This window comes from Kribbella sp. VKM Ac-2569 (assembly GCF_004216905.1).
Taxonomy (GTDB): Bacteria; Actinomycetota; Actinomycetes; order Propionibacteriales; family Kribbellaceae; genus Kribbella.
The window spans coordinates 941,406-963,362 of the sequence record NZ_SGXJ01000002.1 but is presented as its reverse complement, the minus strand read 5'-3'; the positions used below and the strand labels follow the sequence as shown (position 1 = coordinate 963,362).

Genomic DNA, 21,957 nt, shown 5'->3' with positions numbered 1-21,957 from the left:
GGGATGTAACCGGTCATCGGAGACGCAGCCCGTCATCGATGGGGGCCTCCGGGATCGCGTGCCAGGCCGTCGGCGCCTGATCGCTGGGATGCCGGGTCCGAGGGTCGGGATCTGGGACTTGGGGACTCTTGCTGGTCGGTTCGGGTGCGCGACGCTCCCCAGCCCGGACGGCGCCGGCGACTAAGCTTCTTGATGAAGGCGGAGGCGGGTCTCTCCGTTACATGAACACCTGAGGGCCCGTCGGTCTACGCCGACGGGCTCTCAGCATGTCTGCGGAGCTCGTCTTCGGGTCGTAACTAGCGGTAACACGGCGGACAACTAGCGTCGCTAGCGTCCGTGTTGTGAGCTTTCCGACGCGGTGTCGTGTGCGGTTGTGGTTCGGGCCGCATCTGATTTCTGACTACATCGGTGATCAGGCTGGTGCGGCTCGGTACGAGGCTGCGATGCGGCGGCGGTTTCCGGGGCTGGAGGTCACCAACGAGCGCTTGTCGGTGACCGGTCGAGCGGCGGATTACAGCCGTGCTGACCTGCACCGATAGGCTTTGCGCGTGGCAGAGCATGAGTTGGTCCTGGTTGTGGATTTCGGGGCGCAGTACGCGCAGCTGATCGCGCGCCGCGTGCGCGAGGCGAAGGTGTACTCCGAGATCGTGCCGCACTCGATGCCGGTCGAGGAGATGCTGGCGAAGGGGCCGAAGGCGATCATCCTGTCGGGCGGCCCGCAGTCGGTGTACGCCGAGGGCGCGCCGCGGGTCGACTCCGGGCTGTTCGAGGCCGGCGTACCGGCGTTCGGGATCTGCTACGGCTTCCAGGCGATGGCGCAGACGCTCGGCGGCGAGGTCCGGCGTACCGGACTCCGCGAGTTCGGCCGTACGCCGGTCACGGTGAGCGAGCCCGGGACGCTGCTGGCCGACATCCCCGAGGACCTGAACGTGTGGATGTCCCACGGTGACGCGGTGCACGCGCCGCCCGCGGGGTTCGCCGTACTCGCGGGGTCCGAGGGCGCGCCGGTCGCGGCGTTCGAGGACCTGGACCGGCGGCTGGCCGGCGTGCAGTGGCACCCGGAGGTCCTGCACTCGCAGGCCGGGCAGGCTGTGCTGGAGCACTTCCTGTACGAGATCGCCGGCTGCAAGGGCGACTGGACGACGAGCAACGTCGTCGACGAGCAGGTCGAGCTGATCCGCGAGCAGGTCGGCGACAAGCAGGTGCTGTGCGCGCTGTCCGGCGGTGTCGACTCCGCGGTCGCGGCGGCCCTGGTGCACAAGGCGATCGGCGACCAGTTGACCTGCGTGTACGTCGACCATGGTCTGCAGCGGGCCGGTGAGTCGGAGCAGATCGAGAAGGACTTCGTCGCCGCGATCGGGATCCGGCTCGAGGCGATCGACGCCGAGGAGCAGTTCCTGACCGCGCTGGCCGGGGTGATCGACCCGGAGCAGAAGCGGAAGATCGTCGGCCGCGAGTTCATCCGGACCTTCGAGGCGACCGCGCGCAAGGTGGACGCCGAGCGGCACATCGAGTTCCTGGTCCAGGGCACGCTGTACCCGGACGTGGTCGAGTCCGGCGGCGGTGCCGGCGCCGCGAACATCAAGTCGCACCACAACGTCGGCGGGCTGCCCGACGACCTGCAGTTCAGCCTGATCGAGCCGCTGCGGACGCTGTTCAAGGACGAGGTCCGCGAGCTCGGGCTGGCGCTCGGCCTGCCGGAGACGATGGTCTACCGGCACCCGTTCCCGGGCCCCGGCCTGAGCATCCGGATCATCGGCGAGGTCACCCGCGAGCGGCTGGACATCCTGCGCGCCGCGGACCTGATCGCCCGCACCGAGCTCACCGCGGCCGGTCTCGACCGCGACATCTGGCAGTTCCCGGTGGTCCTGCTGGCCGACGTACGGTCGGTCGGCGTCCAGGGCGACGGCCGGACGTACGGCCACCCCGTCGTACTGCGCCCCGTCACCAGCGAGGACGCGATGACGGCCGACTGGGCCCGCCTGCCGTACGACGTGATCGAGCGCATCTCGACCCGCATCACCAACGAGGTCGACGAGATCAACCGCGTCACCCTCGACGTCACCAGCAAGCCCCCGGGCACCATCGAGTGGGAGTAGTACTACGTCACGGTGGGTGACCCTACCGGCTGTTACGGTCGTTGTGTTGCCCGTTGACCACGGCGGGTGACTTTCCTCGGGGGAGGAGACCGTGGTGTTCCGCGTTCATTTCGAGTGTGCGGATCTGGCGAGGACGACGATCGCGCAGGAGCCCGATCCGTTGTGGGAGGTCCTGCTGGGTCTCCACGTCCTGCAGACCGATGACGAGCCGGAGACGTTCGGCACCTGGCGGGAGCGGGCGAGAGCCCGGCTGAGCGCGCTGGAGCAGGAGCTGCTCGCGCTCGCGCCGCCGGTGGGGTATTCACCGGATTTCCTGACACCGACCGCTGCGGGTGAAGGACTCGAGGCGGGACTGGCGGCGGTCGGCGCCACACCGCCCGGTCAGCTGAGATCCGAGTTGGGCAGGTTGTCGGACAGTGTGCGGCTGCCGGCCTGGAGCCGACGGCTCGCGGCCGGCGAGAACGGCGTGATGACCCGGCTCGTGCAGGGGCTGCGGTCGTTCCACCGGACCAAGATCGCGCCGCAGATGCCGGTGATCAGGCCGGCGATCGAGTCGACCGTTGCCAAGCACAACGACACCGTCGCCAATGACGGGTTCGAGTCGCTCATCCCGCGGCTGCACCCGACGCTGCGCTGGGAAGCGCCGGTGCTGTCGGTCGACATGCCGCACATCGACCGGGACCTGCACCTGAACGGCCGCGGGCTGCGACTGGTGCCGTCGTTCTTCTGCTGGAAGTACCCGATGATGCTGCTCGATCCCGCACTGCCACCGGTGCTGGTCTACCCGGTGCGGCACGCCGGCCGGCCCGAGGCCGTCGTACGTCATGCGGACCGCGATCGCGCCGTGGCCGACCTGCTCGGGAAGACCAGGGCGCGGGTGCTGAAGAGCATCTCGAGCGGTGCATGCTCGACCAGCGAACTGGCGGCCCGGGCCGGGATCTCACTGGCCTCGGCCAGCGAACACGCCCGAATCCTGCACAACACCGGCCTGGTCACCACACACCGCATCGGCAGCTCGGTCCGCCACATGCTCAACCCGATCGGCGCCGACGTACTCACCGGCGCCCGGAGCTAGGGCTGGATGCCGTCGAGGAGGCGGTCGAGGCCGTAGCGGTAGGAGTCCGCGGCCGCTTCGCGGGTGGTCGACTGGTACCCGTCGGCGTTCCAGATCGTGGTCATCGCGGGGTGCCGGTCGACGTCGAAGTACGTCTCCCACAGGTCGTTGCGCTCGTACCACCAGGCGTCGTTGGTCTGACCGGTCGCGCGCTCGACCAGTTGACTCTCCGCTTCGAGGCTTGCCGCAGAGTCGACGTACGTCGTGATTGCAAGCGCAGCTGTGTTCGTCTCGAGCGCTCCGAGTCCGAGACCGAGCAACGCGGACAGGAGGTACTCGCGACCCGCCAGCATGCCTGGTCCGACCGGCGGGCGGATCGTCGAGACCTGTGACAACCACAGGTGCCGCTGGAACATCGCACGGGTCTGCTGGGAGTAGAGCTCCACCTGCTCCCGCCAGTCCTCCGGCCGCGGCTCGCCCGGGCCGGGGAGCTCGCGCTCGCCGAGCACCTGGTCCACCATCAGGTCGAGCAGCTCTTCCTTCGACGGCACGTACGTGTACAGCGTCATCGTGCCGACGCCGAGCTCCTTCGCGAGCCCGCCCATCGACGCCGCCGCCAGCCCCTGGTCGTCAGCGAGCTGGATGCCTGCTTGGACGACGTGGTCAAGGTTCAGCGACGGCCGCCGGCCGGCGCCGCGCTTTCTCGCCACCCCGTCGACGGGTTCGTCAGCGGCCGGCTGGCGGTGGTTGCGCCACAGCAACGCCAGCGTCTTGTCCGGCTGCCCCTCGCCACTCCGCCGCTCGCTCACGGGCCAACGATAGGCGCTTGGTTGAATTCTCGTATACCCTACGGAAATTCATCAGTGAGAGGAGATGGGGATGACGATCCTGGTGACGGGTGCGACCGCGAGTGTCGGCCGGCTGCTGGTCGACGAGTTGGTGGCCGCGGGTGCGCCGGTGCGGGCGTTGACCAACAAGCCGGCCCGCGCCGCGCTGCCGGAGGGCGTGGAGGTCGCGCGCGGGTATCTCGGCAATCCGGAGACGCTGCCCGCGGCGCTCGCCGGCGTCGACACCGTGTACCTCGCGCCGCTTCCGGCGTACGTCGACCACTTCGTCCGCTGCGCGCGGGACGCCGGCGTGCGGCGGGTCGTCGTACTGTCGGGAGAGCCTGCGGATTACGAGGCGCAAGGGGATCCGTCGACGTGGCACTACTACCGGATCGAGCGGGCGATCGAGGAGGGCGGCTTCGACTGGACGTTCCTGCGGCCGGGGCAGTTCATGAACAACACGCTCGACTGGGCTCCGTCGATCAAGGCCGACGGGGTCGTGCGGGCGCCGTACGCCGGCGCGGTGCAGACGCCGATCGACCTCGCCGACATCGCGGCGGTGGCGCGGGTGGTGCTGCTGTCCGAGGGGTACGGCGGGCGGAAGATCACCATGAGCGGACCGGAGGGGATCACGCCGCCGGAGCAGGTCGCGTGGATCTCGGAAGCGATCGGGCGGGAGGTGCGGTTCGAGGAGTTGACGCCGGACGAGTACGTCGAGGGGCTGGCGCCGGTGATCGGACGCGAGACGGCGCAGTGGCTGCTCGACGGTTTCCGGATGATGGCCGAACACCCGATGAAGCCGGAGCCGGCGGTGTTCGACCTCACCGGCCGGCCGGGTACGACGTACCGCGAATGGGCACGGGCCAACGCGGCGGTCTTCGACTGAGGCATGATTCGCGGTTGTGAAAGAAACCTTGCACGACTACCTCCGTACGGCCCGCGAGTCGATGGTCTGGAAGCTCGACGGGCTCGGCGAGTACGACATCCGCCGGCCGCTGACGCCCAGCGGGACCAACCTCCTCGGCCTGGTCAAGCACCTGTCGATCGTCGAGGCCTGGTACTTCGGGAAGACCTTCGACCGGCCGTTCGCCGAGGAGTTGCCGTGGTGGGACGACGACGCCGAGCCGAACGTCGAGATGTGGGCGACCGCGGACGAGACGCGCGCCGAGATCGTCGACCGGTATCAGCGGGCGTGTGCGCACGCTGACGCGACGATCGAGGCGCTCGACCTGGACGCGCTGGGTGAGGTGCCGTGGTGGCGCAAGCCGTCGGTGACGCTGCACGGCATCCTCGTCCACGTACTCGCCGAAACCAACCGGCACGCCGGCCACGCCGACATCCTCCGCGAACAACTGGACGGCGCGGCCGGCATGAGTCCGACCAACTCGAACCTCCCCGAGCAGGACGCCGCCTGGTGGGCGAACTACCGCGAACGCGTCGAGGAGGCCGCCCGCGCCGCCGGCTGACGCTCCTGGGTTGTCGGCGACGGGTGCAAAGGTGTTGTTCCGAACCCTCGCGGAAGGCGGAACATGAACTCCACCAGGCACGACCGAGACACCTGGGACCTGGTATCGAGTGTCGGCGCGACCGCCACCCTGGCTGCGACGGCCCGGGCGATCGCGACCCGCGCGGGCCCTCGGCTCATCGACGACCCGTTCGCCGAACTGCTCGTCCGAGCGGTCGGTGTCGACCTCCTCGCCCGGCTGGCGTCCGGTGAAGAGCCTCCCGGCGAGTTGGTCGATCGGGTCACGATCGACGGAGCCAAGGTGCGGGGCAAGTTCTACGACGACTTCTTCCTCGAAGCGACGAACGCAGGCGTCACGCAGGCCGTGATCCTGGCGTCGGGGCTGGATTCCCGCGCGTACCGACTGCCCTGGCCGTCCGGGACTGTGGTGTTCGAGCTCGACCAGCCCGACGTCATCGAGTTCAAGACCCGAACACTTGCCGAGTTGGGCGCTGCACCCACCGCTGACCGTAGGGCGGTCGCGGTCGATCTGCGCGAGGACTGGCCTGCCGCACTTCGCGCGGCCGGATTCGACGCGGCCCGGCCGACCGCATGGTGTGCCGAAGGCCTGCTGGGATACCTGCCGCCCGAGGCGCAGGACCGCCTGCTGGACACCATCACCGAGCTCAGCGCACCGGGAAGCCGCGTGGCGACCGAGAGCAGGCCCAACCCACGGCCGGGCGACGAGCGCAGGACGAAGGCAGGCCTCGATCGCATCTCCGAACTCTGGCGTGCGCGCGGCTTCGACCTCGACCACGCACGGCTGCGCTATTTCGGCGAGCGCAACGAAGCGGCTCCCTACCTCGCAGATCGCGGCTGGACGCTGGCCCTGGCCAGCACCCGGGACCTGCTCGCCGCCAACGACCTCCTGCCCCTCGAGGCCGATGAATTGCGCATGGGCGGCCTGCTCTACGTCAGCGGCATCCTCGACACCCGTGACGGCTAAGGGAACATGTGTTTGAATGTAAGGCATGAGGTGGGCTGGTCAGCGGATTGATGCCGAGACGCCGGGGACGTTGCCGGGGCTCGGGTTGATCGCGGGGCTGGTCCGGTCGGTGACGACGCCGGAGTTCCAGGGGATCACGTTCCACGAGGTGCTGGCGCGGTCGGCGCTGAACTCCGTGCCCGGTACGGCGCTGCCGTTCAACTGGACCGTCAATCCGTACCGCGGGTGTTCGCACGCCTGCCGGTACTGCTTCGCCCGGCCCACACACAAGTACCTCGAGCTCGACACCGGACTGGACTTCGATCGGCAGATCGTCGTGAAGACGAACGTGGCCGACGTCCTGCGCCGGGAGCTCGCCCGTCCGTCGTGGTCCCGCGAACCAGTTGCCCTGGGCACCAACACGGACCCGTACCAGCGCGCCGAGGGCCGCTACCGCCTGATGCCCGGCATCATCGATGCCCTCGCTTCGTCGGGCACGCCGCTGTCCGTCCTCACCAAGGGGACCTTGCTCCGGCGTGACCTCGGTCTGCTGTCCGCGGCGTCCGCCGAGGTCTCCGTAGGCATCGCCGTCTCCCTGGCCCTGGGCGACGAGGAATTGCGACGCCGCCTGGAGCCCGGCGTACCGTCGGTCCGCGGCCGCCTCGACCTGATCCGCGCGATCCGCGACGCCGGCCTGCCCTGCAGCGTCATGGTGGCCCCGGTCCTGCCCTGGCTCACCGACTCCACCGACCAGTTGGACCAGCTGCTCGCGCAGCTGTCCGAGGCCGGCGCCACCGGCGTCACGCCACTGGTCCTCCATCTACGCCCGGGTGTGAAGGACTGGTTCATGCAATGGCTGGCCCATGACCACCCCAACCTGGTCGGCCGCTACGAGTCCCTGTACGCCCACGGCTCCTACGCTTCCCCGAGCTACCGCAAGGCCTTCGAGGAAAAGGCCCGCCCGCTGCTCGACAAGCACGGCTTCGGCCGGCGGTCGCGCCACCGCTCCGAGCCGATCGACGGCATGCACAGCGGCACAGTCGAGACTCTGGGCCCGAAGCCATCGACCCAAGAACGCCTCTTCTGAATCCACGCGTCAGTTGACGGCGAGGTGGCGGCGGTGAAGCCAGAGGACGCCACTGGCAACCCCGATGGCGGCGGCTGCGCCGGCCGGCAACCACTGGAGTGCTGCGCCGTCTGAAGCGTCCGGATCCGTCCCGTAGCCAGGCTCGTACTCCGGATAGTTCGGTGGCCCAGCCCCAGTCGTGGCGTCCATCCACATCAGGGCCGGGGCCGGACCTGGCAGGAAGTTCGCGGACGCGGCGCCGGCAGTGGCCCCGAGCGAGATGCAGACGCCCGCTGTGCCCGCCATCGCGACGACGGCGCGCCGGCAGGACGTCGTACAGCTGTTTGACCCGTGCCTCCCCACACTCTGTTGTCTCGCACGGCGGTATCACAGCGGTATCGGCCGGTAATTCTCAGGGGACGGTGAGGATCTGGGGGCCTTCGGGGGTGATGGCTACGGTGTGTTCGGCGTGGGCGCCGCGGGTTCGGTCGGCGGAGCGGAGGGTCCAGCCGTCTTCGTCGATGCTGTAGGTGGATCCGGGGCCGGACCAGAACCAGGGCTCGATCGCGAAGACATGGCCGGCGCGGAGTTTGAGGCCCCGGCCGGGCCGGCCGCCGTTGGGGATGTGCGGCTCCTCGTGCATACGGCGGCCGACGCCGTGGCCGCCGAAGTCCAGGTTGGTGCCGACGCCGGCCCGGTCCCCGACCTCGCCGATGGCGGCGCCGATGTCGCCGATCCGGTTGCCCTCGACAGCGGCCGCGATCCCCGCGGCAAGGGCCTCTTCGGTCGTCGCGATCAACTCCAGGTCCTCGGCTCGCGGCGTACCGACGCAGAAGCTGATCGCCGAGTCCGCGCACCACCCGTCGATGGAGGCACCGCAGTCCACGTTGAGCAGGTCTCCGTCGGCCAGACGCTGGTCGGACGGCAGCCCGTGCAGTACGGCGTCGTTCACCGACGTACAGATCACACCGCTGAACGGCGACGTCGCGAACCCGGGCTGGTACCCGTCGAACAACGACACCGCCCCGGCGGAACGCAGTACGTCGCGGGCCACCTCGTCGAGTTCACGCAAGGAGACGCCGACCGCGGCCTCCTTCTTCACCGTTGCGAGCGCCGTGCCGACGACCCGCCCGGCCGCGCGCATCTGCTCGATCTGCGCCGGCGTCTTCAACTCGACCATGATTCCTCCGGGATAGTTATACCGGCACTTCTACCACACCCCCAACTAACAGGCCCTGCGCAGCGTCTTCAACGACAACTAGGGTCTGGGGGCGGGAAATGACGGTACGACGACGCGCGGTGCTCGGGGGAATGCTCGCTGGAGCCGCGGCGATGGCGACCAGTGGATGCATCGCGGACACGTACGCGAACACAGGTGATCAGCCTCCGAAGACGGCTGAACCGAAACAGAGCAAGCAAGCCGACCAGGTCACGGTCGTCGCGACCGGCGACGTACTGCTCCACGAACGCCTCTGGACCACCGCGAAACGCGACGGCGACAACGGCCGGTGGGACTTCGCGCCACTGATGAGCAGCGTGAAACCCCTTGTCCAGAAGGCGGATCTCGCGATCGCGCACCTGGAAACACCGCTGGCACGTGAAGGCGGCCCGTACCACGGCTACCCGCTCTTCCAGGGTCCGCCGCAGATCGCCACGGCGCTCAAGCAGACCGGCTACGACCTCTGCACGACCGCGAGCAACCACAGCTTCGACGGCGGCGCGGCCGGCATCGACCGGACCCTCGACACGCTCGACAAGGTCGGGCTGAAGCATGCCGGTACGGCGCGATCGCGGGCCGAGGCCGAGCAGATCACGATCGTCGACGTCGGCGGAGTGAAGGTCGCGTCGCTCAGTTTCACCTTCGGGTTCAACGGGTTGCCGTACCCGAACGGCGAGACCTGGCGGGCCGGCACGATCAGCGCGAAGGCCATCAAGCTGAAGGCCCAGGAGGCTCGTGACCGCGGCGCCGACCTCGTGCTGGTCAGCTGCCACTGGGGCACGGAGTACTCGAACAAGCTCAACGACCAGCAGCGCGAGGTCGGCCCGCAGTTGCTTGCCGACAGCAACATCGATCTGGTGATCGGCCATCACGCGCACGTCGTGCAACCGATGGAGGAGATCGACGGCAAGTGGGTCGCGTACGGACTCGGCAACCTGGTCGCCGCGCATCGCGAACCGAACAGCACCAAGGCCGAAGGTCTGCTGGCCCGCTTCACGTTCACCCGCAGCGGCGACCGCTGGACGACGGCGGCCGAGTACGCGCCGCTCTTGATGACCGACGACCTGCCGGTACGAGTCCTGGATGTTCGCCGGGAGCTCGCGAAAGACACAGCCCGGCGTAGTCGCCTCGAGCTGGCGCAGCGCCGTACGACGGAAACTGTGACGGCACTGGGCGCGACGCCGAAAATGCTTTGAGTCAAGGCATCGCGGCGGTCTAGGGTCGGGCTCATGATTACGTACTTCGTGATGGTCCGTCGTGCCCGCCTCCGGGCAGGCGAGGGGTGCCTGGGGATGGCATCCGCTCGATAGTCGTTGGGCCCAACGGGTTGTGGACGCGGCCGGGATCAAACCCGGCGAGCTCGTCCTCGACGTCGGGGCCGGACTCGGCGCGCTGACCGCGCCGCTGGTCCGGGCCGGCGCCCGGGTGGTCGCTGTCGAACTCCATCCCGGTCGTGCCGATCGGTTGCGCCGGCGGTTCGCGGACGCGCCGGTGACGGTCGTCCGGGCCGATGCCGGTGATCTGCGACTGCCGTCGCGGCCGTTCCGGGTGGTGTCGAGTCCGCCGTACAACATCTCCACGCTGTTGCTGAAGCGCTTGCTGTCGCCGGGTTCACGTCTGGTGTCGGCGGATCTGGTGCTGCAGCGGCAGCTGGCGAATCGGTGGGTTCGCGGTGACGCGCCCGGGGCGAACCGGTGGTTCCGCCACTACGACCCGTCGCTCGGACTTCGCCTTCCCCGCAAGGCCTTTACCCCACCGCCGCATGTCGACTCAGCAGTCCTGGTACTGCGCAAACGCTAGAGGGAGCGCAACCCCCTACGAGGTCAGAGGTGACCTCGTAGGTGGTTTGCTGTCAGCCGTGCCAGGAGTTCCACAAGGCGGCGTACGAACCTTGGCGGGCGACCAGTTCGTCGTGACTGCCCAGCTCCGATATGCGGCCGTCCTCCACCACTGCGACGCGGTCGGCGTCGTGGGCGGTGTAGAGACGGTGGGCGATCGCGATGACCGTCCTGCCTTCCAGTACGGCGGCCAGCGAGCGCTCCATGTGCCGCGCGGCCCGCGGGTCGATCAGCGAGGTCGCCTCGTCGAGCACCAGCGTGTGCGGGTCGGCCAGCACCAGTCGCGCCAGCGCCAACTGCTGCGCCTGCGCCGGTGTCAACGCCAGCTGTCCGGAACCGACACGGGTGTCGAGCCCGTCCGGCAGCGCCACGGCCCACTCTCGTGCGTCCACCGCGCCGAGTGCGTCGAGCAGCTCCGCGTCCGTTGCGGACGGACGCGCCATCGAGAGGTTGTCCCGTAGCGTTCCGACGAAGACGTGGTGCTCCTGCGTGACCAGCGCGACCTGCTTGCGCAGCTCGTCCAGCGGCAGCTCCGTCATCCCCACACCGCCGACCGTCACCGAACCGGTCCGCGGCGGATGGATGCCCGCGACCAACCGCCCCAGCGTCGACTTGCCCGCACCGGACGGCCCGACCATCGCGATCCGCTCGCCCGGCTGGATCGTCAGGTCGATGCCGTGCAGTACGTCGCGGCCCTCGACGTACGAGAACCTCACGTCACGCGCTTCGACCAGTTCGCTGTCCGGCTCGCGCCCCGAGGGCGTGCGGTCGTCAGGTACGTCGCTGATCCCGAGCAGTCGCGCGAACGCGGCACCGCCGGACTGGAGCTCGTCCAGCCAGGACAGCAACCGGTCGACTGGATCGAGCAGCTGGTTCACGTACAGCACGGCGGCTGTCACGGCGCCGAGCGAGGCGTGACCGTTGAGGTGCATCCAGCCGCCGAACAGCAGCGTTACCACGAGCGGCACGAAGTACCCGAGCTCGGCGGCCGGGAAGTACATGGTGCGCAGGAACAGCGTGTAGCGCTCGGCCAAATAGCTTCCGCGGATGTCCGCGTCACCGCGCCGTACGCGATCGTCGTACCGGCGCAAGGCCTCGACCGTCCGCGCGCCTTCGACCGTCTCCGCGAGCGAGCTGGTCATCTGCGCGTACGCCGCGTTCTCGCGGAGGTACCCGTCCTTGGCGCGGCGCAGGTACCACTTCGTGCTCAGCCAGAGCAGCGGGACCATCGCGACCATCGGCACCAGCACCCAGACGCCGACCAGCAGCGTGGCGACCACGGTGAAGATCACGGTCACGAACGCGATGATCGTCTCGGGTACGGCGAATCGCACGGTCCGGGACAGTGTGTCGACGTCCCGCGACGTCCGCGACAGCAGGTCGCCGGTGCCGGCCCGCTCGACCGTGCCGATCGGCAGCGCGAGCGCGTTGTCGACGAACTCCTCACGCAGCTCGGCCAGCACCTGCTCGCCCAGCGCGAACGACCGGTACCGCGCCCAACGGGTCAGCAGCGACTGCGCGACGATGAACCCGGCGATCACGATGATCACCAGGTTGACCTTGGCGGCGGTCGTGCCGTTCTGAACGCCCTCCACCAGATTGCCGATCAGCCGTGGCGCCGCGAGCCCGCTGACCGCCGCGAGCCCGTGCAGCACCAGCGCGATCGTCAGACTGCGCGGGTGCCGCCGGGCCAGTCGCCGGGCATGCCGCCGAATCTCGGCCGGCCCGGCCACGGGCAGGATCTGCCTCATCGGAGGGCCTCCTCTTCTTCGGACTGGCGGGTGACGGTCGTGCGGTACTGCGGTGTGCTCTCGAGCAGCTCGCGGTGCTTGCCGGTGGCAACGACGCGGCCGGCGGCGACGAAGATCACCTCGTCGACGCGATCCAGCAGCAGCGGGCTCGCAGTCAGTACGACGGTGCTGCGGCCGGACCGGTGGTCGCGCAGCCGGTCCGCGATCCGCGCCTCGGTGTGCGCATCCACGGCCGAGGTCGGCTCGACCAGGACCAGCACGGACGGGTCGGCGAGCAGCGCGCGGACGAGGACCAGTCGCTGGCGCTGTCCACCGGAGAAGGAGCGGCCCTTCTCCTCGACCTCGGAGTCGAGCCCGTCCGGCAGCGCGACGAGCACGTCCTCGGCGGACGCCGTACGCAGCGCGGCCATCAGTTCTTCGTCAGTACGGCGACCTGATGGGTCCAGCTCCGTGCGCAACAGACCGGTGAACAGTTGGGAGCCCGTGTCACTCACCAGGATCCGCTCCCGGATGTCTGCCCGCGTAGCACTGGCCAGCGTCACACCGCCGTACCTGACCTCGCTGGCGTCGTCGTACCGACCCAGGCGGTCTGCGAGCTTGTCGTTGCTGTCCGGCTCCGCGGAGACGACCGCGGTGAGCAGTCCGTCGCGGGCGCGGACGCCCGAGACCGGATCGACCAGGTCGCCGTGGTCCGGCAGCCGCACCGGTGTCTCCGGGTCGGTGATGTCGGTCTCCAGCTTCAGCACCCGGATGACCCTGCCTGCTGCGACCAGCCCACGCATCAGCTGGTTGGCGAACTCGGTCGCCGTACGCAGTGGCATGACCAGGAACGTCGCATAGCCGTAGAACGCGACCAGCGAGCCGGCACTGAGGTCACCGCGCAGGGCGAAGTGCGCACCCAGGCCGACCACCAGCACGACGAAGATGCCAGGCAACAGGACCTGCGCCGCGTCCAGCACTGATTGGATGCCGGCCACCCGCACGCCGGCCTTCCGCACCTGCTGCGATTCGCTCCGGTAACGTCGCGAGAACGACTCCTCGCCGCCGATGCCGCGCAGCACCCGCAGCCCGGCCACGATGTCCGAGCCCAGCGAGTTCAGCTCGCCGACGGCGTCGCGCTGCGCGGACTGCCGCTTGTGCAGTGGCCGCAGCATCGGACCCAGGCAGAACACCATCACCGGTACGCCGATGAGCACGACGAGGCCGAGCACGGTCGACGACGAGAGCAGGATCACCGCGACCACCACGAAAGCGACGATCGCGCCGGCGAACCGGGCCGTGACCTCCATCAGGTTCCCGATGTACGCGAGGTCGCCCGCGCCGACGCTGACCACCTCGCCGGTGGCCAGTTGCTTGGGCAGCGTCGCGCCGAGGTCGGCCGATTTCCGCGTCACCACCTGGACCGTCCGGTACGCCGCGGTCAGCCAGTTGGTGACCGCGAACCGGTGCCGCATGATGCCCGCCGACGCCTGCACCATGCCGACCGCGAACAGCAGCGCCGTCCAGCGCAGCAGCCGCTCGCCGTCGCGCGCCGCGATGCCCTCGTCGATCGCCCGCCCGAGGATCGCCGGGACGAAGGCCTGCGCGGACAGCCACAGGATGCCGAACACCATCCCGCCGGCCAGCGTGCGTGTCTGACCGCCCGCGACCCACCACAGGTAGCGGGCCGGCGAGCGATGATTCGGGACGCCAGGATCGGCGAGCGGCAGTTGTCTCATAGCCTTCTCAGGCTAGGTGCCGCCCCCGACAGCCGCATGCGAATTAACCCGGGCCAAGCACACGCGGTGACGGTGACGGTCGGTAGACCTTCACCTTGCGTTGGGCGACGGGTTCCCACCGGGTCATGTCCGGCCCCTGTCCTGGATCCATGTTCGTGATCGCGCATCGGGGAGCGAGTGGCTACCGCCCGGAACACACACCGGCGGCCTACCGGCTGGCCGCGGCCCAGGGCGCCGACTACCTGGAACCCGACCTGGTCGCCACCCTCGACGGCGTCCTGGTCTGCCGGCACGAGAACGAGATCTCCGGTACGACGGACGTCGCGGAGCACCCGGTGTTCGCCGACCGGAGGATCACCAAGATCGTCGACGGGACCGCGGTCACCGGCTGGTTCGTCGAGGACTTCACGTTCGCCGAGCTGCGGACGCTGCGGGCCCGGGAGCGGATGCCCGCGCTCCGGGCGGGCAACACGGCGTACGACGGGCTGGAGGAGATCCCCACCTTCGACGAGGTGGTCGCGCTGGCGCGCCGGGAGTCGGCGCGGCTGGGACGGCCGATCGGGGTGGTGCCGGAGATCAAGCACCCGACGTACTTCCGGCGGCTCGGCCTGCCGCTGGAGGAGCTGCTCACTGAGCGGATCCTGGCGCTCCGGCTGCGTCCGGACGAGATCATGATCCAGTCGTTCGAGCCGACGAGCCTGCGACGGCTGTCGGTGATGACGCGGGTGCCGCTGGTGCAGCTGATCGACTCCGAGAGCGCGCCGAACGATTTCCTGCGGACCGGTGACGGGCGCACGTACGCCGACCTGATCGAGCCTCGGGGGCTCCGGGAGATCGCGACGTACGCGCAGGTGCTGGCGCCGTCCAAGAACCTGGTCCTGCCGCGCAGCGTGGACGGCTGTCTCGGGGAACCCACCCGCCTGGTCGACCACGCCCACCGCGCCGGCCTGGGGGTCCAGGTCTGGACGTTCCGCGCCGAGCGCCGCTTCCTACCCACCGGGACCGACTTCCCCACCGAACTGGCCCGCTTCGCCGCCCTGGGCCTCCAGGGCATCTTCGCCGACCACCCAGACCAAGCAGTCGCCGCCCTCCACAAACCAGCCCTAAACGTCTAGCAAGCCGCTTGGGTCGAGTTAGAGCCCTGCGCGTAGTTCGGCCAGTGCCTTCGTGGCTGTCGGGTGGAGTTCCTGGTCGATCGTGCGGCTACGGTCGATTCCCAGGACGAGGCGGGCTGTCGTGGCGGGGCGGGTGCGGATGAGCCTGGTTCGCAGGTACGTCGGCGGGTGCGTCGCGTCGGTCCGGGCCTCGCGGAGGCGACTGACTCGCAGCCGGCGCTCGATCTCCCGCGCCGGGACCTCGGTCACCTCCCGCCGGACCGCCTCCAGCGGGTCGATGCCGGTCGGGAAGCGGAGGGCTCGCTCCAGCGCTCGGTACGACGCCCCGGCGAGGACCAGCCGTTCCAACGCGTGTGCGGTCGCCTCGGAGCCGGCCATCTCGCCGGCTTTGCGATCGGCGAGGTACTCCGCCCGCTGGTTGCCTCGCAGTTCCAGGCGCTCCAGCAGCCAGGCGATCCCACGCACCAGGACGCCGATACTCGCGTTGAGCATCCGGCTGATCAAAGTCGCACCGGTCGGTTCGCCGTAGCCGAGCTCACGCCTGATCCGGTCGCCGTGCTGCTCGGTGAAGGTCTCCTTCAGTTCATACAGAACCGACCAGGCGGCGCCGACCAGCCAGCTGCTCCTGGCATCGCCGTGCCGGCCATGACCCAACTCGTGCGCCAGGATGGCGATCCGCTCCTGCGGTCGTAGACCCGCCCAGAGCGGCAGCCCGATGCCGACCACCGGTCGAAACCGCCACCCGATCTGCTGGTACCAGACGTTCGCCTCTGTGCTGATGACGACGGTCGTCACCCGCCTCGTGCCGATGGCGTCGGCCAGCTCGTCGAGTACGGCATACAGGGTGGGTGCCTGGTCGCGTGGCACCAGTTGCACGTCGTCCGGCAGTTGCGCGGCGCGTGGGTGGAAGAGAAACGCCACCCCGAAGGCAAGCAGCGCGAGCATCCCGCTGAGCCAGAGTGGTCGATAGAAGACGAGCAGAGCGACGCCGGCCAGGAACGCGATCAGCGGCAGCAGCAGGATCAGAGCGGACAATACGTGCGCGCCGATCCTGGCCGCGTCCCAGCCAGGGCGGTGGACGCTCCCGGTCTCCAGTTCCCGGTAGAGCGACTCGGCGAGGCGGTGCTCCAGCCGGAGACGCCACGGTGGAGTGTGGTCCTCGCGAGGAGTCGGGTCGACGTTCCAGTCGCACTTGTCACACCAGGTGACGTGCCGAGGGTCGATCCGGATCTGGTGCCCGCATTCGGGGCAGTTGGTGATCTCTTCGGCGCGCTGCACGACGGAAGTGTTGCAGTGCGGCGGCGGGGTGGCGAGTTGTCGTCACCCCGCCGCTGGGTCCGGGGGAGCTGCGCCGCGGTGGGGCGCAGTGGGGATCACGCTGCCGGGGGCTTGTTGTTGGTGTCGTCGTAGAGGCGGGAGGCGATGTCGTTCTCGGTCGTGTCCTGGTTCTGGTCCTGGTTGACCGACTGCTGGACGTTCTGCCAGACCGCCTTGCCGTCGGACTCGGGGATCACGATCCAGGCGACCGCGTAGCCGATCAGTGCGGCGCCGCCGGTGATCAGCGTGGCGCCGACCCAGCCGAGGCGGACCAGGGTCACGTCGACGTTCAGGTAGTCGGCGATGCCGCCGGACACGCCGGAGAGCATCCGCTGGTTGGCGGAACGACGGAGGACCTTGCCGGACAGGTTCTGGAACGGTGCGTTGGAGTTCGTCATGGCTCTACTGTCCCGTTTCCGCACCCCACGGCACATCAGGATCGGTACCGACCGACCCCTGAGCGACCCCTGACGACTTTCGTGGGGCATCAGGTGGCTGCCCGCGCCGGTAGCCCTCAGACTGGAGGTGCCGACGAAGTGCGAGGGACGCGATGAACGAACCGAAGCTCCTCGACCGCACAGGCGGCGCAGGTACGCCTCGTCGTCTCCGCGACCGTCTGGTCACCGCAGCGGCAGCGGCAACCGTCGTGGCTGTGATCGGTGTGACCAACGTGCTGACAGCGCCCGGCGGGTCAGGGACAGGCCCCCTGCCCGGCCCTGAGCCGGACCCGGTACCGATGCGGCTGGTCGGCTTCGGCCACGGCGCGATCGCGGTGCCGAAGGTCTGGGGCACGGACGTCAGCCGCTGCGGCACGCCGCGCCGGGACACCGTGCTCATCGACGACCCGGGAGCGGTGTCGTACTGCGATCTGCCGCGCCCTCCCGACGTCGACAGCGTGGAGCTCGCCGCCGCGCCGCCGGTCGGTTTCCAGGTCGACGAGACCTTCACGGTCGACGGAGTCCGGGCCGAGCGTCGGCGGACCACCTGTGCGAGCGACGGCGTCTGCTGGGGCGGGGTGGGCCTCCCGACGTTGCAGGTCTGGTTCCGAGCCTCGTCGTCCACGAGTGCCGACGAGGTGGACCGGATCCTCGCCCGGATCGCGATCGTGCGCAACCAGGTCGGCGTACCGAGCTTCCGGTCGTTGGACGAGAGCCGGAGCGGTACGGCGTACGCGAAGCTCCTCCAGCAACTGGGTCTCAGGGCCGAGTTCCGCACCAGGACGTCGCTCGTCTACAAGCCGGGGCGTGTTGTCAGCATCTCGCCGTCTCCCGGGACCCTGCTCCGTCCCGGAGACACGGTCACCTTGACAGTGATCAAGTAGAACTGGTCGGAACCTTTGCCACCCACCACCCTGTCTCTAAGGGTGAGGAGGGGTATGGACGAGTTCACCGAGTACGTCACCGCGCGCTGGCCCACGCTGGTCCGCTCCGCGGTTCTGCTCGGCTGTACGCCGTCCGAAGCCGAGGATCTCGTCCAGTCCGCGCTGGAGCGCTGCCTGCTCAAGTGGAACCGGGTACGGGTAGCGGAGGACCGTGACGCGTACGTGCACCGCGTACTGGTCAACTGCTTCTGCTCCTCCCGCAGACGTCGCTGGCACGGTGAGCTGCCGTCCGCGTCCCTCCCGGAGTCTCCGGGTGGTGACCAGATGGCAGGTGTCGACGACACGGACGCCGTGATGCGCGCACTCGACCGCTTGCCGGGCGACCAGCGCACAGCCGTCGTACTGCGGTACTACGCGCACCTGAGCGAGCAGCAGATGGCGTCCGTACTGGGCGTCGCCGCCGGCACGGTCAAGAGCCGACTGTCCCGAGCGGTGAAGGCCCTGGCACAGGACCCACACCTGGCAGAACTGCGAGAACCCCGATGATCGAGAACAAGCTGACCGAGTTGCTGGAAGACACCGCCGACCACACCCCGGTCGGCCCACCGCCACTGGCTGCCGTCCGAGCCGGAGCCGCCCGCCGACGCAGACGTCGTACGGCGGGAGTCACCGCGGTGACCGTGGTAGCTGTGGGTGCTGTGATCGCCGGCTCGAACCTGCTGACCTCGCGTACGCAGACCGCTCCGGTCACCTCACCGACCCCAGTCCCGCCACCGCCGGCGATGCGCCTGGTCGGCTTCGGCCACGCAGCCATTGCCATCCCGGCCGCCTGGCCGACCAACAAGAGCAGCTGCGGCACGCCGCAACAGGACACCGTTCAGATCGACGATCCCAGCGCAGTGCACCTCTGTCAGTCGAACCGGCCGAAGGGTGTCGAGAGCGTGCAGCTGACCGGTGTGCCGCCGAGCCTCGCCTACCGCGCCGACGAGACGGTCCTGATCGACGGAGTGCAGGCCGAGCGTCAGCGAACGAGGTGCACGGGCGGCTGGCAGGGCACCAGGGTGTGCATCGGTGCCGTAGGCATTCCGTCGCTCAAGGTGTGGTTCTACGCGGAGTCGTCCACGAGCCCCGAGGAGGTCGATCGGATCCTCGACCGGATCCAGATCGTGCGGGACCGGTCCGGCGTCCCCAGCTACTCGTCTCTCGGCGGCGCGCCGACGGGGCCGCTCGCACGCAGCTACGCGCCGTTGCTGGCGGCCGCGGGACTCGAGGTGCAGTACAAGCGGGTGAAATCGCCCAGCTACCCGGACGGCACGATTCTGGGCGTCTCGCCCGCTGTCGGGACGCTGCTGCCCGTCGGCTCGACCGTGACGGTGACGGTTGCGGGCTGAGGAAAGTGTCGGTGGGGCCGCCTAGCGTGCCCGGTATGGATGTGCAGGCGGTGGTGAAGGTGATGGCGGGGTTGCCGGGCACCGAGGAGCAGGAGGGGTGGGCGGGGCAGCCGGTCTTCAAGGTCCGCAACAAGAGCTTCGCGTACCTGTCCGAGGACCAGACCCGGCTGCACCTCAAGGCGCTCCGCGAGGAGCAGGAGGCCCTCGTCGCGGAGAACCCGGACGTCTACACGCCGTCCTGGGAGGGCGGCCGCTTCGCCTGGATCCTGATCCAGGTGGACCTCGCCGACGAGGACGAGCTCCGCGAACTGGTCACAGAAGCCTGGCGCCTCACCGCCCCGAAGTACCTGATCGCCCAACTAGGCAGCTGAGCGCACCAGGACCCACTGCGGGCTGGTGCGGCTGATTTCGGTGAAGCCGGCGTCGAGGTAGATCGACAGGGGGCCGCGGTACAGGTCGGCGGACGGAATGCGGCCGGCCGCCGCGGTATCCACCGCGCAGGCCTCGACGGTGGGGGCGCCGTACGAGCCGGCCAGGTCGACGGCGCCGTGGACGAGTTCCCCGGCGACGCCCTGTCGGCGGTGGTCGACCGGTACGACGAAGCAGGTGATCACCCAGCCGTCAGGGTGGTCCGCGCGCCAGTTGGGCGAGGCGAGCACCCGCGGGTACGACGTACGCGGTCCGACAGCGCACCAGCCGACCGGAGCGCTCCCGTCGTACGCGAGAACGCCGGGCGGTCGCTCGCCGTCGCAGACCTGACTCCTAAGAGCCTCGCGGTTGTTCTCCGGGCTGCTGCCGGACCACGCCTTGCCGCGGAGACGGAAGTACTGGCAGAAGCAGCGGGACGGGTCGCCGCGCTCGCCCATGACGGTCGCGACGTCGGGCCAGGAATCCGGTCCGGCCGGGCGTACGTGCACCATAGGAGCACCGTAGCCCGGGGGCTGGCTTGCACTCGGTTGGGTCGAGTGCTAATACTTGGTTAGCACTCCATGGGTGAGAGTGATAAGTGTTCGCGCCCGGTGGAGTGTGCAACAAAGACGGCTTCGATGAGGTGCTGGAGCGCGGCGGGACATGAGCGTCGCGGGCCGGTGCCGTCCGTCGCGGGCATCGGGCCGGCTGGACCACAAAGACTCGACGCGGGAGGACTCGCGGAGAATGCCCAAGCTGATTGCTTTCGATGAAGAGGCGCGCCGCGGCCTCGAGCGGGGAATGAACATCCTCGCCGACGCCGTCAAGGTGACGCTCGGCCCGAAGGGCCGCAACGTCGTTCTGGAGAAGAAGTGGGGCGCCCCCACGATCACGAACGACGGCGTCTCCATCGCCAAGGAGATCGAGCTCGAGGACCCGTACGAGAAGATCGGGGCCGAGCTCGTCAAGGAAGTTGCCAAGAAGACCGACGACGTCGCTGGTGACGGTACGACCACCGCCACCGTGCTGGCTCAGGCCCTCGTCCGCGAGGGGCTGCGCAACGTCGCCGCCGGCGCCAACCCGATGGGCCTGAAGAAGGGCATCGAGAAGGCGACCGAGGCCGTCAGCGAGCAGCTGCTGGCGCTGGCCAAGCCGGTCGAGACCCGCGAGCAGATCGCGGCGACCGCGTCCATCTCGGCCGCGGACACCCAGGTCGGCTCGATCATCGCCGAGGCGATGGACAAGGTCGGCAAGGAAGGTGTCATCACCGTCGAGGAGAGCAACACCTTCGGCCTCGAGCTCGAGCTCACCGAGGGTATGCGCTTCGACAAGGGCTACATCTCGCCGTACTTCGTGACCGACACGGACCGGATGGAGGCCGTCCTCGACGACCCGTACATCCTGGTCGTGAACAGCAAGATCGGCAGCATCAAGGACCTGGTCCCGGTGCTGGAGAAGGTCATGCAGACCGGCAAGCCGCTCGCGATCATCGCCGAGGACGTCGAGGGCGAAGCCCTGGCGACCCTGGTCGTCAACAAGATCAAGGGCACCTTCAAGGCCGTCGCCGTCAAGGCGCCGGGCTTCGGTGACCGCCGCAAGGCCATGCTGGTCGACATCGCCGTCCTCACCGGCGGCGAGGTGATCTCCGAGGAGGTCGGCCTCAAGCTCGACACCGTCGACCTGGAGCTGCTCGGCCAGGCCCGCAAGATCGTCGTCACCAAGGACGAGACGACCATCGTCGAGGGCTCGGGCGACGCGGACCAGATCACCGGCCGGGTGAACCAGATCCGCGCCGAGATCGAGAAGTCGGACTCCGACTACGACCGCGAGAAGCTGCAGGAGCGGCTGGCCAAGCTGGCCGGTGGCGTTGCGGTGATCAAGGTCGGCGCGGCCACCGAGGTCGAGCTGAAGGAGCGCAAGCACCGCATCGAGGACGCCGTTCGCAACGCGAAGGCGGCCGTCGAGGAGGGCATCGTCGCCGGTGGCGGCGTGGCGCTGCTGCAGGCGTCGGTGATCGCGTTCGAGAAGCTGGACCTCGAGGGTGACGAGGCGACCGGTGCGGAGATCGTCCGCAAGGCCGTCGAGGCGCCGCTGAAGCAGATCGCCGTGAACGCCGGCCTCGAGGGCGGCGTCGTGGTGGAGAAGGTTCGCAACCTCGAGCCGGGCTGGGGCCTCAACGCCGCGACCGGTGAGTACATGGACCTGATCAAGACCGGCATCATCGACCCGGCCAAGGTGACGCGCTCGGCGCTGCAGAACGCGGCGTCCATCGCGGCCCTGTTCCTCACCACCGAGGCCGTCATCGCCGACAAGCCGGAGAAGGCAGCAGCCGCTCCGGGCGGCGCGCCCGACATGGGCGGCATGGACTTCTGATCCAGTAGTCCGACAGCACACGCAGTACACC

At 69.2% G+C, this 21,957-nt stretch carries 22 protein-coding genes; 14 read left to right on the top strand and 8 right to left on the bottom strand.

From position 1 onward, the window contains the following. Positions 1-548: 548 nt before the first annotated feature. Together guaA and EV649_RS17735 are read left to right on the top strand one after the other, a co-directional pair. Positions 549-2,099 (top strand): glutamine-hydrolyzing GMP synthase, encoded by a 1,551-nt coding sequence (guaA, locus tag EV649_RS17740; protein WP_130384545.1) that lies wholly within the window; start codon positions 549-551, stop codon positions 2,097-2,099. 94 nt (positions 2,100-2,193) lie between these two features. Then, the gene (locus EV649_RS17735; protein ID WP_130384544.1) at positions 2,194-3,174 is read left to right on the top strand and encodes an ArsR family transcriptional regulator; all 981 of its coding nucleotides are present in this window, start codon (positions 2,194-2,196) and stop codon (positions 3,172-3,174) included. Here EV649_RS17735 and EV649_RS17730 read toward each other — a convergent pair. Beyond that, the gene (locus EV649_RS17730) at positions 3,171-3,962 is read right to left on the bottom strand and encodes a TetR/AcrR family transcriptional regulator (protein WP_130384543.1); all 792 of its coding nucleotides are present in this window, start codon (positions 3,960-3,962) and stop codon (positions 3,171-3,173) included. The genes EV649_RS17735 and EV649_RS17730 overlap by 4 nt on opposite strands. A gap of 70 nt (positions 3,963-4,032) precedes the next feature. Here EV649_RS17730 and EV649_RS17725 point away from each other — a divergent pair, with 70 nt between their 5' ends. The 4 genes from EV649_RS17725 to EV649_RS17710 all read left to right on the top strand — a co-directional run bounded on the left by EV649_RS17725 (position 4,033) and on the right by EV649_RS17710 (position 7,496). After that, positions 4,033-4,866 carry an NAD(P)H-binding protein gene (locus EV649_RS17725; protein WP_130384542.1) on the top strand — a complete coding sequence of 278 codons (834 nt, stop codon included), beginning with the start codon at positions 4,033-4,035 and terminating at the stop codon, positions 4,864-4,866. Between the two features lie 16 nt (positions 4,867-4,882). Further along, a complete protein-coding gene (locus EV649_RS17720) occupies positions 4,883-5,446 on the top strand; it encodes a DinB family protein (RefSeq protein ID WP_241998316.1) in 564 nt (187 codons plus the stop codon). 63 nt (positions 5,447-5,509) lie between these two features. Beyond that, entirely contained in the window at positions 5,510-6,430 is a 921-nt protein-coding gene (locus EV649_RS17715) for an SAM-dependent methyltransferase (RefSeq protein ID WP_130384541.1), read from the top strand. A gap of 25 nt (positions 6,431-6,455) precedes the next feature. Next, positions 6,456-7,496 carry an Rv2578c family radical SAM protein gene (locus tag EV649_RS17710; protein ID WP_130384540.1) on the top strand — a complete coding sequence of 347 codons (1,041 nt, stop codon included), beginning with the start codon at positions 6,456-6,458 and terminating at the stop codon, positions 7,494-7,496. 9 nt (positions 7,497-7,505) lie between these two features. Here EV649_RS17710 and EV649_RS17705 read toward each other — a convergent pair whose 3' ends face one another. Both EV649_RS17705 and map read right to left on the bottom strand, forming a co-directional pair. Further along, positions 7,506-7,781 carry a hypothetical protein gene (locus EV649_RS17705; RefSeq protein ID WP_130384539.1) on the bottom strand — a complete coding sequence of 92 codons (276 nt, stop codon included), beginning with the start codon at positions 7,779-7,781 and terminating at the stop codon, positions 7,506-7,508. A 106-nt stretch (positions 7,782-7,887) separates the two neighbouring features. Continuing rightward, positions 7,888-8,655, bottom strand: coding sequence for a type I methionyl aminopeptidase (map, locus tag EV649_RS17700; protein WP_130384538.1), 768 nt, complete (start codon positions 8,653-8,655; stop codon positions 7,888-7,890). Between the two features lie 98 nt (positions 8,656-8,753). Between map and EV649_RS17695 the strand changes: the two genes are divergently transcribed. Both EV649_RS17695 and EV649_RS17690 read left to right on the top strand, forming a co-directional pair. Beyond that, complete coding sequence (locus EV649_RS17695) at positions 8,754-9,890, top strand: CapA family protein (protein ID WP_130384537.1); 1,137 nt, start codon at positions 8,754-8,756, stop codon at positions 9,888-9,890. A 61-nt stretch (positions 9,891-9,951) separates the two neighbouring features. Then, entirely contained in the window at positions 9,952-10,494 is a 543-nt protein-coding gene (locus EV649_RS17690; RefSeq protein WP_130384536.1) for an rRNA adenine N-6-methyltransferase family protein, read from the top strand. Between the two features lie 52 nt (positions 10,495-10,546). On the opposite strand, the gene EV649_RS17685 is transcribed toward EV649_RS17690, so the two are convergent. Continuing rightward, positions 10,547-12,283 (bottom strand): ABC transporter ATP-binding protein, encoded by a 1,737-nt coding sequence (locus EV649_RS17685; protein ID WP_130384535.1) that lies wholly within the window; start codon positions 12,281-12,283, stop codon positions 10,547-10,549. Next, positions 12,280-14,001 (bottom strand): ABC transporter ATP-binding protein, encoded by a 1,722-nt coding sequence (locus EV649_RS17680; RefSeq protein ID WP_130384534.1) that lies wholly within the window; start codon positions 13,999-14,001, stop codon positions 12,280-12,282. Before EV649_RS17680 ends, EV649_RS17685 begins: the two co-directional genes overlap by 4 nt. A gap of 149 nt (positions 14,002-14,150) precedes the next feature. On the opposite strand from EV649_RS17680, the gene EV649_RS17675 reads away from it, so the two are divergent. After that, entirely contained in the window at positions 14,151-15,116 is a 966-nt protein-coding gene (locus EV649_RS17675; RefSeq protein WP_130384533.1) for a glycerophosphodiester phosphodiesterase, read from the top strand. A gap of 18 nt (positions 15,117-15,134) precedes the next feature. Here EV649_RS17675 and EV649_RS17670 read toward each other — a convergent pair whose 3' ends face one another. Together EV649_RS17670 and EV649_RS17665 are read right to left on the bottom strand one after the other, a co-directional pair. Continuing rightward, a complete protein-coding gene (locus EV649_RS17670; RefSeq protein ID WP_130384532.1) occupies positions 15,135-16,394 on the bottom strand; it encodes a M48 family metallopeptidase in 1,260 nt (419 codons plus the stop codon). Between the two features lie 95 nt (positions 16,395-16,489). After that, positions 16,490-16,831, bottom strand: a complete 342-nt coding sequence (locus tag EV649_RS17665) for a PspC domain-containing protein (RefSeq protein WP_130384531.1) — start codon at positions 16,829-16,831, stop codon at positions 16,490-16,492. A gap of 152 nt (positions 16,832-16,983) precedes the next feature. On the opposite strand from EV649_RS17665, the gene EV649_RS17660 reads away from it, so the two are divergent. Genes EV649_RS17660 through EV649_RS17645 form a run of 4 tightly spaced genes read left to right on the top strand, consistent with a single transcriptional unit; the run spans position 16,984 to position 19,516 of the window. Continuing rightward, positions 16,984-17,754, top strand: a complete 771-nt coding sequence (locus EV649_RS17660) for a PASTA domain-containing protein (protein ID WP_130384530.1) — start codon at positions 16,984-16,986, stop codon at positions 17,752-17,754. A 54-nt stretch (positions 17,755-17,808) separates the two neighbouring features. Next, complete coding sequence (locus tag EV649_RS17655) at positions 17,809-18,300, top strand: SigE family RNA polymerase sigma factor (protein WP_130384529.1); 492 nt, start codon at positions 17,809-17,811, stop codon at positions 18,298-18,300. Then, entirely contained in the window at positions 18,297-19,145 is an 849-nt protein-coding gene (locus tag EV649_RS17650; protein WP_130384528.1) for a PASTA domain-containing protein, read from the top strand. The genes EV649_RS17655 and EV649_RS17650 overlap by 4 nt, the downstream gene beginning before the upstream one ends. Positions 19,146-19,180: 35 nt before the next feature. Continuing rightward, positions 19,181-19,516 (top strand): MmcQ/YjbR family DNA-binding protein, encoded by a 336-nt coding sequence (locus EV649_RS17645; RefSeq protein WP_130384527.1) that lies wholly within the window; start codon positions 19,181-19,183, stop codon positions 19,514-19,516. Here EV649_RS17645 and EV649_RS17640 read toward each other — a convergent pair. Next, entirely contained in the window at positions 19,505-20,065 is a 561-nt protein-coding gene (locus EV649_RS17640) for a GNAT family N-acetyltransferase (protein ID WP_130384526.1), read from the bottom strand. The two genes, EV649_RS17645 and EV649_RS17640, sit on opposite strands and share 12 nt — an antisense overlap. A gap of 235 nt (positions 20,066-20,300) precedes the next feature. On the opposite strand from EV649_RS17640, the gene groL reads away from it, so the two are divergent. Next, complete coding sequence (groL, locus tag EV649_RS17635; RefSeq protein WP_130384525.1) at positions 20,301-21,926, top strand: chaperonin GroEL; 1,626 nt, start codon at positions 20,301-20,303, stop codon at positions 21,924-21,926. Positions 21,927-21,957: the final 31 nt, after the last annotated feature.

What these genes read in the sequence shown, in the direction of transcription:
- EV649_RS17725 (WP_130384542.1), top strand. Translation starts at nt 4,033, where the DNA reads ATGACGATCCTGGTGACGGGTGCGACCGCGAGTGTCGGCCGGCTGCTG.
- EV649_RS17715 (WP_130384541.1), top strand. Translation starts at nt 5,510, where the DNA reads ATGAACTCCACCAGGCACGACCGAGACACCTGGGACCTGGTATCGAGT.
- EV649_RS17710 (WP_130384540.1), top strand. Translation starts at nt 6,456, where the DNA reads ATGAGGTGGGCTGGTCAGCGGATTGATGCCGAGACGCCGGGGACGTTG.
- EV649_RS17705 (WP_130384539.1), bottom strand. Translation starts at nt 7,781, where the DNA reads ATGGCGGGCACAGCGGGCGTCTGCATCTCGCTCGGGGCCACTGCCGGC.
- map (WP_130384538.1), bottom strand. Translation starts at nt 8,655, where the DNA reads ATGGTCGAGTTGAAGACGCCGGCGCAGATCGAGCAGATGCGCGCGGCC.
- EV649_RS17695 (WP_130384537.1), top strand. Translation starts at nt 8,754, where the DNA reads ATGACGGTACGACGACGCGCGGTGCTCGGGGGAATGCTCGCTGGAGCC.
- EV649_RS17685 (WP_130384535.1), bottom strand. Translation starts at nt 12,283, where the DNA reads ATGAGGCAGATCCTGCCCGTGGCCGGGCCGGCCGAGATTCGGCGGCAT.
- EV649_RS17680 (WP_130384534.1), bottom strand. Translation starts at nt 14,001, where the DNA reads ATGAGACAACTGCCGCTCGCCGATCCTGGCGTCCCGAATCATCGCTCG.
- EV649_RS17675 (WP_130384533.1), top strand. Translation starts at nt 14,151, where the DNA reads ATGTTCGTGATCGCGCATCGGGGAGCGAGTGGCTACCGCCCGGAACAC.
- EV649_RS17665 (WP_130384531.1), bottom strand. Translation starts at nt 16,831, where the DNA reads ATGACGAACTCCAACGCACCGTTCCAGAACCTGTCCGGCAAGGTCCTC.
- EV649_RS17660 (WP_130384530.1), top strand. Translation starts at nt 16,984, where the DNA reads ATGAACGAACCGAAGCTCCTCGACCGCACAGGCGGCGCAGGTACGCCT.
- EV649_RS17655 (WP_130384529.1), top strand. Translation starts at nt 17,809, where the DNA reads ATGGACGAGTTCACCGAGTACGTCACCGCGCGCTGGCCCACGCTGGTC.
- EV649_RS17650 (WP_130384528.1), top strand. Translation starts at nt 18,297, where the DNA reads ATGATCGAGAACAAGCTGACCGAGTTGCTGGAAGACACCGCCGACCAC.
- EV649_RS17645 (WP_130384527.1), top strand. Translation starts at nt 19,181, where the DNA reads ATGGATGTGCAGGCGGTGGTGAAGGTGATGGCGGGGTTGCCGGGCACC.
- EV649_RS17640 (WP_130384526.1), bottom strand. Translation starts at nt 20,065, where the DNA reads ATGGTGCACGTACGCCCGGCCGGACCGGATTCCTGGCCCGACGTCGCG.
- groL (WP_130384525.1), top strand. Translation starts at nt 20,301, where the DNA reads ATGCCCAAGCTGATTGCTTTCGATGAAGAGGCGCGCCGCGGCCTCGAG.